The sequence below is a fragment of the Bradyrhizobium sp. SOJA106 genome (assembly GCF_059448745.1).
In genome coordinates, this window is the sequence record NZ_CM182549.1 from 1,601,879 (window position 1) to 1,616,463 (window position 14,585).

General features: G+C 54.9%; 9 protein-coding genes and 1 tRNA gene. 4 read left to right on the top strand and 6 right to left on the bottom strand.

The window, feature by feature from the left end:
* Positions 1–81: 81 nt before the first annotated feature.
* The gene (locus AC5V87_RS07355) at positions 82–726 is read right to left on the bottom strand and encodes a hypothetical protein (RefSeq protein WP_495370465.1); all 645 of its coding nucleotides are present in this window, start codon (positions 724–726) and stop codon (positions 82–84) included.
* An 8-nt stretch (positions 727–734) separates the two neighbouring features.
* Positions 735–4,991, bottom strand: a complete 4,257-nt coding sequence (locus AC5V87_RS07360; protein WP_495370466.1) for a cadherin-like domain-containing protein — start codon at positions 4,989–4,991, stop codon at positions 735–737.
* A 630-nt stretch (positions 4,992–5,621) separates the two neighbouring features.
* On the opposite strand from AC5V87_RS07360, the gene AC5V87_RS07365 reads away from it, so the two are divergent.
* Positions 5,622–5,759, top strand: coding sequence for a hypothetical protein (locus AC5V87_RS07365; RefSeq protein WP_495370467.1), 138 nt, complete (start codon positions 5,622–5,624; stop codon positions 5,757–5,759).
* Between the two features lie 1,324 nt (positions 5,760–7,083).
* On the opposite strand, the gene AC5V87_RS07370 is transcribed toward AC5V87_RS07365, so the two are convergent.
* From AC5V87_RS07370 to AC5V87_RS07385, 4 genes are all read right to left on the bottom strand, one after another.
* Positions 7,084–8,388, bottom strand: coding sequence for a hypothetical protein (locus AC5V87_RS07370; RefSeq protein WP_495370468.1), 1,305 nt, complete (start codon positions 8,386–8,388; stop codon positions 7,084–7,086).
* Between the two features lie 1,047 nt (positions 8,389–9,435).
* Positions 9,436–11,334 (bottom strand): SpvB/TcaC N-terminal domain-containing protein, encoded by a 1,899-nt coding sequence (locus AC5V87_RS07375; RefSeq protein ID WP_495370469.1) that lies wholly within the window; start codon positions 11,332–11,334, stop codon positions 9,436–9,438.
* 115 nt (positions 11,335–11,449) lie between these two features.
* Positions 11,450–11,656 (bottom strand): hypothetical protein, encoded by a 207-nt coding sequence (locus tag AC5V87_RS07380; RefSeq protein WP_495370470.1) that lies wholly within the window; start codon positions 11,654–11,656, stop codon positions 11,450–11,452.
* A complete protein-coding gene (locus AC5V87_RS07385; RefSeq protein WP_495370471.1) occupies positions 11,650–11,883 on the bottom strand; it encodes a hypothetical protein in 234 nt (77 codons plus the stop codon). Before AC5V87_RS07385 ends, AC5V87_RS07380 begins: the two co-directional genes overlap by 7 nt.
* 208 nt (positions 11,884–12,091) lie before the next feature.
* Here AC5V87_RS07385 and AC5V87_RS07390 point away from each other — a divergent pair, with 208 nt between their 5' ends.
* The 3 genes from AC5V87_RS07390 (at position 12,092) to zorA (ending at position 14,542) form a co-directional block, all read left to right on the top strand.
* Complete coding sequence (locus tag AC5V87_RS07390) at positions 12,092–12,358, top strand: hypothetical protein (RefSeq protein ID WP_495370472.1); 267 nt, start codon at positions 12,092–12,094, stop codon at positions 12,356–12,358.
* 256 nt (positions 12,359–12,614) lie between these two features.
* Positions 12,615–12,688: transfer RNA gene (locus AC5V87_RS07395), tRNA-Gly, on the top strand.
* An 831-nt stretch (positions 12,689–13,519) separates the two neighbouring features.
* Positions 13,520–14,542 carry an anti-phage ZorAB system protein ZorA gene (gene zorA, locus AC5V87_RS07400; protein WP_495370473.1) on the top strand — a complete coding sequence of 341 codons (1,023 nt, stop codon included), beginning with the start codon at positions 13,520–13,522 and terminating at the stop codon, positions 14,540–14,542.
* The last annotated feature ends 43 nt before the right edge of the window (positions 14,543–14,585 follow it).

The window sequence follows — 14,585 nt, forward strand, 5'->3', positions numbered from 1 at the left end:
TCCGAACCGCAGCTATCCTCGATATCCGATGGATGCTCCCCTTTCAAAAACGAGCGACCGCAAATACTTCATACGCCGTGATCATAGAGCTGAGAAGATGAGCAGCTTGCGCGCGCCGGTTTGACGTAGTGGTCGCATCAAGGACGATATCCAATATCTTCCAGCGATCTGGCTCTGAGGTCTGCGCTCCGCTGCTCCCTTGAATCTTCCTGCCTGGAGCAGTTCGATGCGACAAGATGTCCGGATGGCTCGAAATTCTTTGAGATCAGGATCGTTTGCTGCTGCTCGGAGCCGCTGAACGAGGGCGTCGCTTGGATATGCGGACCTGTAACCGGCAATCGTTTCTCGCGCGTTTACACGTTTGCCCGAGGTGAGAACTGCAAAGCAGTCCGGCCGTAAAAGAGCTCCCGCGGCATACATGCCGTACCAAAGAGACTCGAACGCGGAAACGCCATTGCTAAAGAACCCAAACAGATCTCGCTCTTGTGCATAGCGCTCCTCATGCGGAGGAGCTGCGCCGTGCTTCAGAATGGATTCGGTAAATAGCTGATCGTATTCGGCGAAGGCTTTGTACCGATAAGAGATAGCCTTCCAGGCGCCGGCGAACGCCGAATACACCTCCTTGTGCGTATCAGCGTACGGAACGATCTTTAGATGGATTGCGCGATACACTTCAGCAGGAAACTCGGGTGGCATTTTGATCCCGGTAGCCATCAAGGTGCCCATTTCCCAGCTTAGACTAAGTGAAAGTCATTCTGGTGTGTCTGCAGCTGTGCGACCGTAACGCCGCTGATCGCGACTGAATCTCCGTGGCCATCATCAATCACGGCACCGAGCGACGTATTAGCTGTGTTACGTAACAGGTCTGCAGTGCTCGGGAAGATCGATTTATCTAACTGAAGCACATCATTGCTGATGTTGAAATCGGTAATCGTATTAGCTCCGAAGTGCGGACGGAAGAGGAACGCATCCGGCCCATTGCCCCCCGTCAGAATATCTCCATTCCCACCGATCAATATGTCAGGCCCATTGCCGCCAAATAGCTTGTCATTGCCAGCCGAACCATCCAAGACGCCGCTGCCGTCTCCACCGATAATGGTCGTGTGGATGCCAGAGCTGTACGTGACGCCTGGATTTGAGACCACGATGCTCAGCGTCGAACTCGCAGTACCTCCGTGCCCGTCGCTGACCGAATACGTGAAAGTATCTTGGACAATAAACTTGGCTGGCAGCGCGCCCTTGTTGGCGCTGTACACGTAACTGCCGTCCGCATTGAGCGTTAGCGAACCGTATGTGCCAAAGATCGGGTGGCCGACACTTGCAGCGTTTCCTCCCACCGCGCTTACGGTCAGCTGATCGTGCACATCCGGATCCCCGTCGTTCGCAAGCACCCCGGCCGCCGCAGATACGGAGAGCAAGGCGCCTTTTGCTACTCCGTTGCTATCAGGAAGCGCAAACGGATTGTCGTTGGTGCCATTAATGAGGACCGTAACTGGCTCAACGCTCGTGCCGCCTTGACTATCAGTGATCAAAATATTGTAGCTCGCCCGCAGCGACTCCCCAGCCCCGAGGAAGTCAAAATAATGATCCGCGCTCGCAAAATGCCAGGCTATCTCCCCAATGGCTCCGTTCGTGCTGTCGCTAACTAGCGTGTTTTGGAGCGCATGGAGGAGGGCATCATACGTATCCTTTGGGAGCGCGGTCGAGGACCCGGTACCGTCGGGCGCCATCCACGTTGGTGACGATGGATCCAAAGCCGCACTAACGTGGTGCGTGTCAGTAACGTCCTGGTCCGTGAATAGAAGCTTTCCGTTGGCCGCGTCGAGAACGTTATTGCCGGTGGTTCCTGCAACCTCGGCAATCGCGTGGAAGGCCACGTTGTCTGTGGCAAGCCACGGCGCGTGGCTTGCGCCCGAAGCGTGTGGAGCAAGCGCATTGGCGAGGTTAGAGCCAGTGAACGCGTTCACGATAGCATCAATGAGGCTCGGATCTGCCGCAGCCTTCTGGAGTGCGTCTGAAAGTGCGCCTTGGCCGAGACGCTCGATGTCGCTCACCGCATCCAACAAGTCTTGGCCAATTAAGTGTGACGCGTTCTGCTCGATGACGGAGTCGGTTGTTGCTACCACGGTCGCCGCAGCTGACGCAATTTTTGGATCGATTGTCACATTCAATGCGAGCGCAGCAGCCGCAATGATTTGAGAAATGGCAGTCGCATCGGTCAGGTCGAGTGGTGCCGAACTGTGATTGCCGATGATTGCGGCGAGTGTGTTGAACACCTGAACCGAATTGTGTGCGATCGGTCCGGTACTCGTGAGGGCCGATGAGATCGCCGCGACGGTGTCCATGATCTCGGCGTTTTTTGAGTAGATTTGCGCCGCGTCCACGTCATTGACGAGCAGCTGCTCAACTGGATCGTAGGTCGTTATGTCGACAGCCGGATTGATGGAGAGCGCCGAGAGTATCTGTGCGTTCGCGTTGGAGACCCCTTGGTTCTGCAGTGCGAGAACTAATGTTGAGATGGGACTGATCTTGGTCGAGCCTCCCGGAGCTTCAAGTATTCCCTTAAAGGAGAGGCCCGTAAATGTGTCCGTACCGCCGTATGCGAGCAGCGGCCCGGTACCTCCGATCGGTTCGAAATTGCCTCCATCGTCGGTAATGGCGAAGGATTCGTTTGGATCAAGGGCCCCGTTATTGTTGTCGTCCGCGAATACGGTAGCGCCGGCAATTTTCCCGCCGACGACACTCGACAATGGGATCGAGCGCAAATAGGGATAGCTTCCATTCTCGACCCAGGCGGCAGGATCAAAACCAGCCGGCAATACCCCGGATCTCAAATACGCGGTCGGCTCAAGTAGGCCCCCAGCACTCTTCAGCTGTCCCGTCGTTTGGTAGTCCCAATACGAACTCGTTGTGAAGGCGCTGCTCTCTGCGGCGAGACCTCCGGCAATGGCAAACGGGCCCGTCGTGGCAACTTTTCCCGTCGCATACGATTGGCTTATCGTGCCACCATAGGAGTGCGCGACGAGGCCACCTACGTCGGTGCCGCTCGTGCCAGTTGCAGCACCCTTGGCATACGATTCAAGTATCGCGCCCGCATTCATCTGTCCGACGAGGCCGCCAGCATCGCCAAGAGTGCCGACCGTCACCGAGCCTTTTGCGAAGGATTGCGAGACAGTCCCGTTAAACAGAATGCCGACGAGCCCACCGTCCCAGCTGGGACCGCCTGTGATCACCGATCCGGTTGCGTAGGATTGGAAGATCGTGCTGCTGCTTACGGACGCGCCCACGAGGCCGCCCGCCGCCGTATTTGAGCCGTCACTAATTACGGAACCGGTCGCGTAGGAGTGCAGGATTGTGCCGCCCGCTGTGCCAAGGCCGAGCGAGCCGACTAGGCCACCAATCTCAACGAGACCCGAGCCGTACGCTCCGCTGTGGCCAATGATCGTTCCATTGGCATGCGAATGGTCGATCAGGCCGGAGTTGCCTCCGGCGAGACCGCCCAGATCGACAAAAATCGTGCTTGCACTCGTGATACTTGCAGACGAATACGAGTCCTTGATCGTACCAAAATTCCAACCCGCGACGCCGCCGATAGCGATGCCGTTTAGTCCAGCAACGAAATTTCCAGCGGTAGCGCTGATAGTACCAGTCGTATAGCTATTCTCTATTGTTCCGAGGTTGCGTCCGGCCAAGCCACCAACGTCGTATCCGCGCGGAGCGGAGACAGTGAGGTTGGTCAGCCCGAGGTTCGATATCTTCCCGCTAGCTCCCACCTCCGCAAAGAGGCCAACGTAGATGCCATTCCCAGCTATATGGAGCCCGTTAATCGTATGACCATTCCCGTCGAATGTGCCGGTGAATGGATTGGACGAAGAGCCGATGGGCGCGATAGTGACGCCCGTGGCATCAAGATTTGCACCGAGAATGTAATGCCCAGATAGGTTATTCCTGACAGCTGCTAGATCGGCAAGTGAATTGATAACTATCGTATCTGTCGTCAACGATATGGGAGCATGAAAGACATCAAGAACGACTTGGACCGAGTTGCCCCGATGAATTCCATCGAGCTTTGCGATTGTGACCCAATTTGCCCCGCCAACCGTACCGTTCGGATCGATCTGAAGTAGTGAGAATGTTCCGCTTGTATCTTCGACGACGCGAACTAGCGAATTGACGGGCTGTCCATTGCTATAAACTGAGCTGAGCAGCTGTGAGAGATCAACGAGATCACCTTCACCGAAGTTAAAAGTGCCCGAATTGCCTTGGTCGTAGTCGACTATACGATCAAAGATGGGGCTGGCGGACCGCGCGTCAGCTAACGCGGTACCATCGAAAACAAAAACATCCGCTCCAGCGCCGCCACGCAGAATGTCGTTGCCAGCCCCCGACCGGATCGTGTCGTCGCCGCCGCCCCCATCGATGCTGTCTGGCCCATCGCTGCCATAAATTGTTTCCGCCGTTTGAATTCCAATATATGTTCCTTTGATGTGAATGGTACCATCAGCCGGAGGAGGGACTAGCTGGATCATCTGCGCATAGTTGGAGTAACCGGGCACTTCAAACGGAAAGACACCCAATGGAAGGCTCGTAGTAGGGTCTCTCCCTGCTGCTGCGATTAGTGCAGCAATGAACGTGTTTGAATTCAGACCATCAAGCGAGTAAGAGACCCCCGTCGCTTCCAACTCGTGAGCATACTTGCACATCAAATTCCAGGTATCGTCTGCGGATCTCGGAAACACCAGGAGCGTACTGTCGCGATCTTCCGGAGTGAGAGGTATTAGGTCGAAGGCGACGCGCGCATCACCTGAATCTTCGAGCCTGTCATTTATTTCAAATTCAAATGGGCCACCCAAGATGCCAGCGATTGAAGATGGTCCCGAGCGAAGAACCCATTCGCGACCATCATCCGCTCGATAAACGAGATAGAGGTGATGGTCGATGAGTAATTCGATATTGTCCGCCGGCTTCATCTCTATGTAGATTGCTGACATTCGAACCCTCCTGATTCGCAATCTGGTCGGATATTCAGGGGTGCAATACGGCGTACGTACTCGACTTGGTAGAAGCTCTTGTACCTATCGAATGTGTGCTACTATTTGTGGCATGTCCGCGTGGCCGCGAATACTGCGTCTTATATTTGCGATCTCAACGTTTGCCGCGGGTTTGTTGACTTGGCTTGTGATTGCATCTGTGGCCAGTGAACTTGATTCCGACTATCAGTTTGTTGTTGCCGTTCTTTCCGGTTGTTCAATTTGCATCTTGTGGTGTCTGATCGTGCAAAAGCTGATCTACAAATAAGCCCGATTCAGCGACGAGTCCCCGTGCCCGGATTGTTGTGCCGACAGACGGTGTATCGTGCATTCACGACGCCGCTGACGCGCAGGCCTTGCCGACGTAATTAGAACAAGGGATCTTTGCGAAGCAGTCTGCCGCTCCAGCACCTCCCCAAATCTTCAGCAAGAAATGCTTTGCGCATGGAAGGCCCCTTCAAAATAACGTCGCCGTAGTCGCATACGTTGAAGGCGCGCGCCAAAACGATGGGCGCATCAATCAGGTTCTCGGTCCACGCGACGGTGGGCGAGCCAGTCACACTCAGGAATTGTCGCTCGAGGTGCCTGCCGATGGCATCGACGCTGCCAGTTGAAATAACGGCGAACTCGGTGCGCCGCCGTTTTGCGGGCAGCTGTCAGGCGCTCAATTGCACCTGTTTCAATTTGATGCTCATTTTCGCAGACATGCAAGGAGAAATTGCGCCGTGAGGCCGCTCCACCATACTGAATTACGCGGTGCGCTTCTCGTTTGATCCAAAGAATGTGAGTGCTAAGGCCGCTGCATCAAACAGGCCCATTCGCGGGTCTTCACTCATCCAGGGCTTTCGCGGTGGCGGAAGATAGAGACTAAGGCACGGGAGTTGCACCGCAATTTGCTTGGCGATCTGATACTTCGTAGCTCTGCCGTGCTCCTCAAGGAGCTCTACGATTTGCCCGGGAGAATACTTCTTTACTTCAATGCCCCGATGAGCGGCGTTCTCCGCTGCAGCACTGCTGAGCGTGCGGATGCGTCTAATCCGGCGGGAGGCATCTCCCATTATCAAGGTGTCAGGAGTGTGTAGCTCAAAGAGAGCATCAAGGCGGCGTAGACAATTGGCGTTCTTGTTCGGGCCGCGTGCGTTAAAGACTCCCCCATCGATAGGTATCATATCGCGATCAAGCAGGACAAAAGCGATACCGCGCGATTGAAAGTGGACGGTGAGTACTAGACCGACCGCGCTGTGCGACCTCATATCCGAGGTGCCTGCTTCCTCTGCTCGGCTCGCGCGATGGCGCCTTCGAACAACTCGATTTTGGTTCTTGTCTTTCTCGACGGCTCTCCTTGTATCCTTTCATACGCCTCCCAAACCCGCATCATCACGCTCGCCTCGATACCGGCCGCGAGGTCGGGAAACAGCTCAGCTGCAGGGGCACCAAACAGAATGAAGCAGGCCATGACAAATTTGAGCGTAGGAGGACGTTGCTTCTTCTCGATGCGCGAGACGACCTCGGACCCTTTCCATCCGAGTAGGTATGCGAGCTCACCCTGCGAGAGGCCCCATCGCAGGCGAAATGACCGCAAGTAGTTTACCGGTTTTCGAGTTTTCATGACGGGTGTTCGCCAACTGAGAGGCGTTGGAGAACACGCGGCATGATCGTCAAATGCTGCAGGGTTGGGGAGGGGCGAGAATTTGCCAAGTTGGCAAATGAGAATGGCCTCCAGAAGCGATGATTCGGGGCGGTTGTGGGGACAAGGGGACGTGGGGAGCTAGCTCCTTGGGTCAAGGTACAGTGTAAGGATGCCTTGTCGTTCGCTTTTGATGAGATGGGTGCGGAGGCTAGGAAGTCCCCACGTCCCCATATCTCAAATTGTACTCCTAAACACTCAGGTGCGTAATCACCCAGTGGATAAGTGGGTCATGTGCTCATGCGAAGAGATCACCTGAAGGTCGCAAATGCACTCGGCTTGAGCATACACCGACCCTGCTTGTCGGCGATGAGGAGGTTATCGAACAGCTCTCACCTTCGGGGCATGGGTGCGCTGTTGGCCAGCTCACAAGTTTGGGATGTCTACACCGTACCGCCTACACAGCAGCTCGATCTTCGTTCGGTCTGCAATCGGCACGGCATAGACGCCGTGGCGTTTGTACGTGGGTATATTGAGCCGCTTTCGCAGAATACTGCCAACCCATCGATGCGTGATTGGCCGTTCATACTCGGATCCATATCGCTCGATCAGCTTCGCCGTAATGTCCGCAACAGGGATCGCAGGGGCCTCAGAATGGATCAGAAGCTCGAATAGGATTTCCAATACATGGGCGTCGATTGAGAAACTCCGTTCGGTAACGAGGCCGAGCTGGGCAGTTCTCGCGACGGTGCGGAGATCGGAGCGGAGGCGCTCATTCGAAACGACGCTCAATAGTGGCAGCATGATTTGGTTGAGACGCGGCTCAAGCGCCGGATCGACCAGGCGCTCGTCCAGCCTGACATGCATCCGTCGATGAAAGCGATAAAGGAGTAGCTTGTTCCGAAGCTCACGCGCGTCCTCTTTAAAACTCTCCGGGAGGCTTATAGGAATATCCGACCGGAGGCGCCTTGATCCCATCTCTTCAGTAAGGAACCTGCTCTCAAGAGCCTTGTCGTCATAGCTGCCGCGCGTCGCGATGATTTTAGGCCCAAACACGTGGAAGGCTTGCGGGTTGAACTCGCGTTGCTGGTTCATGAGGGTGCGCAGCACGGGTAGGCCACGGACATTGCCATTGTTCAATATCTTCACAATTTCCGCCTTCTCGTCGCTAAAGCGAAAGTCTGCCTCGTCAAAAATGAGCGTGCCCCGAAAGGCGTTCAGCGTGTGGAAGATCGGCGAAACAGTCGATGCGCCGCTGGCGAAGAATCCTTTGTAGCACAATGATCCGATCGTCAGCAGCGCGCGCGTCTTGCCACTTCCGAAGTCGCCGCGCAGACGCAAGTACGGTAGCTCATTGAACGCATCGTACAGCCATGTGAGGAGAACGTAGTAGGTAGCCACTCTTTCGAATGCGGGATCGAAATCAACGTGCCGGTGAATGAATTGCTGCACCTCTGCGACCAACGCTTCTTCGCTCCCGTAGATAGAAGGCTCGGTCGGAAGTAGCACAACATCATTTTTGATGAGGTTGTTGTTGGCGGAGTAAGGGACGAGGCGAGCGTTCTGGCCGATTTCGATGCTATCCTGCAGCGTCCAACGCCCAGCGGTAAAGATCGCGAAGACTGTTCGGCCTGCCTTTGCCGGGCACACCATCTCTACGATCGATCCGTCTTCGAGAATTGCTGACGCGGTAGGGACAGTCTGCTTGCCTTGCTCGCGGTTACTCTCCATCGGAGGAGCGTACTCGCCCCTTCAGGTCTCGCTAGGCGGGCTGAGCAGCCTAACCGGCAAATACCCCTCTCTATTCCGGGCTACTGACATCCAGCACCATTGCGCGATGCTTACAATCAACGTGAACTGGGAATATTTCTTAGCGGTGATCGGCACTCTCGTCGCGCTTGCCTACTATGCCAACGGGAGGTTTACAAAGCTTGAGACGAACGTTGAGTGGCTTATGAAAGCGATTGAGACGCTCACGCAAAGCCGACGGGCTCCACGACAGGGCGAAAGCGGCGGCCGGACATCAAGGGATAAGCAAGAGGCGCATAAATCGCTCAAGCAACTAAGTCTTTGGTAGAGCAGCCAAGCCAACTCGGATCATGACCAAAACTGCATGCTTTGCCGTCACCCCTACCGGTATAGGTTTGACATTCTGTTGCTTCAACGTCGAATGCGAATCTTGCTTGCAAGATGATCGGCTACGCGTAGCATCATAAGAGAGATGGCCTGCGGCAATTGTGCGCGATCGATCGCACTCCGAATTGACGGGCCGCTTCATCTCAAAATTACCAGATCATTTGCTGAAGGAGGTATGACAAAGGTAGAAGCAATCGCAAAGATCTTGAGGGCAAACGGCGGCAAAGCTGATTGGTCGCGGATCTATAGGGAGATAGGTCGATATTACAAGGGCGCCAAGAACTCTAAGGATTGGCAGGCTGGCATTCGAGGTGTTCTCTATCGAGAAATGCGGAATGGGCGCGTATTCAAGAAAGTCGCGCCGGGCACTTTTGCGCTCAAGTAGATCGAAAAATCATCTTTGAGCTACTCGTGCTATCATTGGCGGATACCGAAGCCTTCGAAAGTCTCGGTCTATCTATGGATATCAAAATAGTGCTAGCATGGGCGGGAAGGCGCGTGCCAAAAAGCTATCAAAAGAACGTCGCTCAGAGATCGCGAAGATCGCGGTCGCCGCGAGGGAGAAGAAGCGCATCAGCAGCAGGAGACAATCTTGATTGCTTGCGCACTCAGCTGCAATAGGTCACAGCTCTGCGGCTTGTTTTAAACCATTGCTCTGCGATCCTCTTTCCTTGTCATCCGAGATATGATGTGCTCCGCGCCGACGCGGAAACTGTGCCGATTGGCACAAGACACCCTCTCGCCCATTATGCTACGACGCGCTGAAATACAACTATAGAGCAGATTTAGCACTATCCCCGGAGTGCCGCGATCATAGTAGGTGCCCGTTGGAGAGGCGTAGAGTGCTGAAGTGGCTATCGCCCACTTAGATCCATCACCTCCCCAACCAGTTCCGGTGTTAAGAGATACCGAAAAGCTTCCGCCGCCGGTCACCCAGTCGTCGAGTCCGTCGCCATTGATGTCGATAAGTTGTTGTACTGCTCCATCTGAGGCTAAAGCGGGAAATGAGGCGTTGGGACTGAAATTCGATGTCGAGTCCCAGGCAGAACCATTGCCAAGGTACGCTGCGGGGCCGACATAGCTCGGAACATTCTGTTCGAAATCTGGGAGACCGTCGCCATTCACGTCACCAAAAATTCCAGTTGTGTCATTGTGGACGGACCCCGAGCCATCGACATCAAACGCCGGTATTGTGCCGTTCCAGGATGTCGAAGCAGTCCAGCTCAAGCTGCTCCCTGACGAACCGTTTATATACATCGCGTTGGAACTCGTGCTCGTCGTATAGTTGTAGTAGCCCAGAACAACGTCAGCCTTCCCGTCACCATTGACGTCGACGTATCTGACACCGCGTTCATAGGGAGAAAGCGGGTGACCGCCGTCGCCTGCCCAATAGTCTGGTGGAGTAACGCTTGTGCTGTACGAGGTATTATCTAGTTCAATATTGGAATGTTTGTTGAGATCGCCGGAGGAATAGTAGAACGCATTTACATCGGCGATACCATTGCCGTTTGTATCGGCAATTACGTACGCCTGACCCCACGAACTGATTTGACTGCTCGGCTTATAAAACTGAGTAGACGAACTCATGTACCCAAATGTGGCTGCCGGAAGTGACGTTAGATTGCCGTTTTCGTCGTACCCTAGCTGCTGAATACTAGTAAGAAGCGATCGAGCGCCGTTGTTGCCGGCTCCATAACCGAGGAGAAACTTTCGAACGATCGAGCCGTTTACTGACGCGTCAATCTCGGAAATGCGTTGCGTTGTGGTAACTGAAAATACGGGAGCATAGCTCACCCGAGTATCAGGACGAGTACTCGTCGCAAAAATGACTTGCAGCGGGCCGTCGGTAGAGCCCCGTCCGGTGTAGGTTATTTTGTATGGATAGATCTCGTTGCTGTCCTTGAGATACGTGTACTTGACGTAATTGTCGTTCGTATCCCGAATCTCTTGGAGCATCCACTTATAGGTCTTAGTCGACGTACCTGCGCCAGTGTCATACTGCCTGCCCGTATCATCGAAACCGAAAAGGTACCGTGTTCCATTCTTATCGTATACGGTCCATGTATTCCCCGAGAACGTATATGAATTGCGAGAGCTTTCGGTAACGCGACCACGATACGTCGTGGTATCCTGTTGAACCAGTTCGCCATCGAGAGAAGACGTGAAGTACGAACTTGTCGCGTAGAGATTTTGAGAACCTGTTTTGTTGAGACGTTGAATGTAAGGTATCGAAAGTGACCAGCCGTACCCGACAATTCCATCGGTCGTGTTCTGACTATTGTAGTTGAGAGACACATCCGGCTGCAGACCATTGCGGCCAGGCGGAATATCTAGAGAAAACTTCTGAGTGAAAGCGCCACTGGCTCCGTCGATTCTTTCTTGATTGATTGGCTCACCGAAGACGGACTGATTTGGAATCGTAGGAGAACCGTCGCCGAACGATGCGAATGCGGTAAGCGGCGTGAAAAGTAGGGGCGCAAGGGTAAGGAGCGAAATTACCTTCGATTGGACTGACCCCGGATTCCAATGAAAAAGTTTCACAAAGAAGAAATTGCCAACACTTGCACAATAGCATGCGCAAAATAGGCGCGGCCGCGGTCAAACGCACTGCTGTGGATAGTCAGCTATCTGTAATGGGACGATCTAATCGCTAACCCTAGCCGATCCTGTGCGGTTTATTCCAGAAGAACTCCCGATTACCGAGAGCGGCTTCTGCGTACTGATCTATTGAAACCATGATTGCCTGAACGTGCATCGCGCACCAACCCTCAAACGGAGCGAGGCGGCGGACGTGAGCCAACGCCTTCACGAACTCGGAATGATCTTCGCTGTCTGAAAAATACAATGGTCGCTCCTTCACCATTTCCGGCCTCCCAATACCTTCTCCTTCGCCAGGCCTGGCTCCATCTTTCTCAACTCATCGCGCTGGCGGCAAAGTCGCTCCACCTTCTCTACCATGCGCTGCAGCAGGATCTCAGCAGCGGCGGTTGCTATACCTGCTCGCTGAAGCTGGAGGATTTCCTTGCGCTGGCGGCCTATCTGCGCGCGCATGTGCTCGATCTCCGAGCGAATGAATTCGAGGGTCGGCATTTTTGGCTCAAAGGGGTAGCGTGTCGAAATAAGAACAAAGTGAGAACGGAGAGTCAATCCGTTTGATCGCCATGATTGAACGGAAGGGCCTGGTTGCGAGTTTTAACATCGGAGCAGGTTCATAGATGGGTCACCCGTCAAACGTCTCCCGTTCGGGCAGAAGATGTCGCTTAAGGCCCCGCCTTGATCTTGAATTGAGGGCATGCACATGCGCGCGAATTGGCTGCAATCCGTAGCAGGGCTCGCGTTCGATGCGCTGTTGGCAAGCGGCATACTTGCCTCGTTTGTCTTGATCGTTGTCTTTCTTTCGTTGACACAGGACGCGCACCACGCTGATCTGCGGACCGTCGCGGCGATCTTTTTGTTTTTTGCTGGAATTCTATACGCACTGCGCCACTTCCGTCGCCGGGCGCGTATGGCTTTGCCGAAGTCGGGTTCGCTATCGGCTTTTTTGCGTATGCGCTGTTCACAATGAATAAGCCCGCCGAACTCATGAACTTGATGTTTCAATGCGCCGCGGCGGTTTATGTAGCGATCCGCGGCTTCGACAATATCGTGCTCTTTCATAAGAGCAGATCGGGCCGATAAGGCATGCATCGCGGCCCCTCGGATGCTGATTGCAAAACGTGATGCGGTTTGCTCTAACTACCGCAGAGGCCGACGATGACCGTGCCAAAATCGTGCCACGCTGATTTGGTTGACGCGGAAAAGACAAGCAATCTCAAGGGATTGCGGGCGTAGTTCAATGGTAGAACGGCAGCTTCCCAAGCTGCATACGAGGGTTCGATTCCCTTCGCCCGCTCCATACAATTTCCTTAAATTACTTCAACCGTTTAGCCGGAAGTGGAGCAGCCTTTCAACGTTTTCGGCGGCTGGTGCTCTACAACGTTTCTACAACATCCAGCACCACGCGCATTGCTGCGAAGAGTCGGACTGCAGGAGCGGGTAAAGAGGCAAGCACGATTAGGATGTGACGTGCCGTCGGAAGTTGCAGAGATTGCTCTAGTCCGACTTGGTGAAGCGCTTACGCAAGCTCCCCTTTTGTTCGGGCTAAGTGTTGGCTGCGGAGCACACGTCCAGCAAAAGAAGAGGGCGAGAATCCCTCCCTCTCCGCCATCTGACCGCGACGTGCGAAAATCCGACAAAACAAGGGCATCGAGAGCCACCGGATTCGGACGGTGGAGCGCGGTGGAGAATCGCGGCCGGATCAAGTTGCCATCATTAAGGAGCCGGCGGAAGCTGAATCCTTGCAAGCCAGTTGGTCGGAATCGCCCTCTTTTCTTGGGCCGAATCCTTGGACTAATTCGACTTTCGGCGCGTTGATCCTGAATCGATCGATGCTTAATCCGTTCGCGTGGAAGTTCCGGGGGCGTGAATCCTTGATATTCAGTGCAAAATTATTTTGGTCGCCATTCGTTAGGGCGCGCTACGTGTTGGCAGGTCATTTTCCGGCTAATCGTGGAGCATGCCAATTCTAGCTTGGTTCGCGAGGTTTTGGCGGAAGTCGCTCGAAGCAACATCGACAACGTAAGCCGGCCCGAGTTCGCCTACGCGCTCGCCTCGGAAATCGTGCGCTGCGCCGTCGCGATCGCGTTTCGCCCTACTCCTGGGCGATGTACTTCCGATCCGATCGCTCTTGTGGCTGGCCCGTCGCAAGGTGGAGAGGCTGAAGGACCAGAAGGAATTCGAGACCAACTACGACGGGCTCAACCAGTCGCTTGCGAGTGATCCGCTCATTGGCAACGCTTGGTTTGCCTATTCAAAGACCCACGTCAGCGAGAAAGTGAACGGTAGAGTCATTCGGTTCGCGACGGTCCGTCCCCAGAACTTCTTCAATTCCAACCTGGCGCGCGAGCACATGTTCAGTCTGCGCCTCATGCCAAGTATTCCAGGTTACTTCGTCGGGCTCGGTCTGCTCCTCACCTTCATCGGTCTGGTAATCGCGCTCTCGAAAGCTTCTCACGGCACGGGCGCATGCGCGAACGACATGACGCAGTCCTTGCGGGAGCTTCTGAACGCCGCGACCTTCAAGTTCTCGACATCCATCGCCGGACTCTTCTCATCCATCGTGCTGAGCATCTTCTTCCGGTCGTACGGCATCGTCATCGACATGGGATTCGAGCGATTCTGCCGGGCGCTGGAGGCGCGCACATCCGCCGTTTCGGCCCAGGCGTTGGCGATCAAAAACTTGGACCTTGGCCAGCAGCTTCTCCAGCTTCGCGAGATGAACACGGATCAGTACTTCCAGAAGTTGGGGGCGGCGATCGGTCCCACGATCGGAACGGCGGTCGCCGAAGCCGTCGCGCCACTCTCGCGGACGCTCGAGGCGACGGCCACTCAGATGGAGAACGCGACTAGGACCGGCACTGAAGGGCTGCTGGAGCACTTTAGCGAAGTGGTCCAGGGCAGCGCGGGGCGGGAGTTGCGCGAGATATCGACTGCCCTCGCAAACAGTGGCGAAGTTATTCGAGCCATGCAGGAGAAGCTGGCTTCGACAGGAGACGCGTTCGCGACAAAGATCGAAAGCGCGACCGACAACTTCGCGCGTCTGGTCGCGGACGCCACCGAGAACTTTCACAGTCTAGCGCGAGCGGAAAGGAGGCGGTCGAGCACGCTGTCCAGACCCTCACGTCGGCCGCCCGGGAAGCTCGGAATCTAGTCCAGGCCAGTACGGAAGCTGCATCGAGAAGTGCCAACGGGAT

Excerpts from the sequence above, each read along its gene's own strand:
- AC5V87_RS07365 (WP_495370467.1), top strand. The coding sequence starts at position 5,622 with ATGGCATCGACGCTGCCAGTTGAAATAACGGCGAACTCGGTGCGCCGC.
- AC5V87_RS07355 (WP_495370465.1), bottom strand. The coding sequence starts at position 726 with ATGGGCACCTTGATGGCTACCGGGATCAAAATGCCACCCGAGTTTCCT.
- AC5V87_RS07390 (WP_495370472.1), top strand. The coding sequence starts at position 12,092 with ATGCGCGCGAATTGGCTGCAATCCGTAGCAGGGCTCGCGTTCGATGCG.
- AC5V87_RS07370 (WP_495370468.1), bottom strand. The coding sequence starts at position 8,388 with ATGGAGAGTAACCGCGAGCAAGGCAAGCAGACTGTCCCTACCGCGTCA.
- AC5V87_RS07385 (WP_495370471.1), bottom strand. The coding sequence starts at position 11,883 with ATGCCGACCCTCGAATTCATTCGCTCGGAGATCGAGCACATGCGCGCG.
- AC5V87_RS07380 (WP_495370470.1), bottom strand. The coding sequence starts at position 11,656 with ATGGTGAAGGAGCGACCATTGTATTTTTCAGACAGCGAAGATCATTCC.
- AC5V87_RS07360 (WP_495370466.1), bottom strand. The coding sequence starts at position 4,991 with ATGTCAGCAATCTACATAGAGATGAAGCCGGCGGACAATATCGAATTA.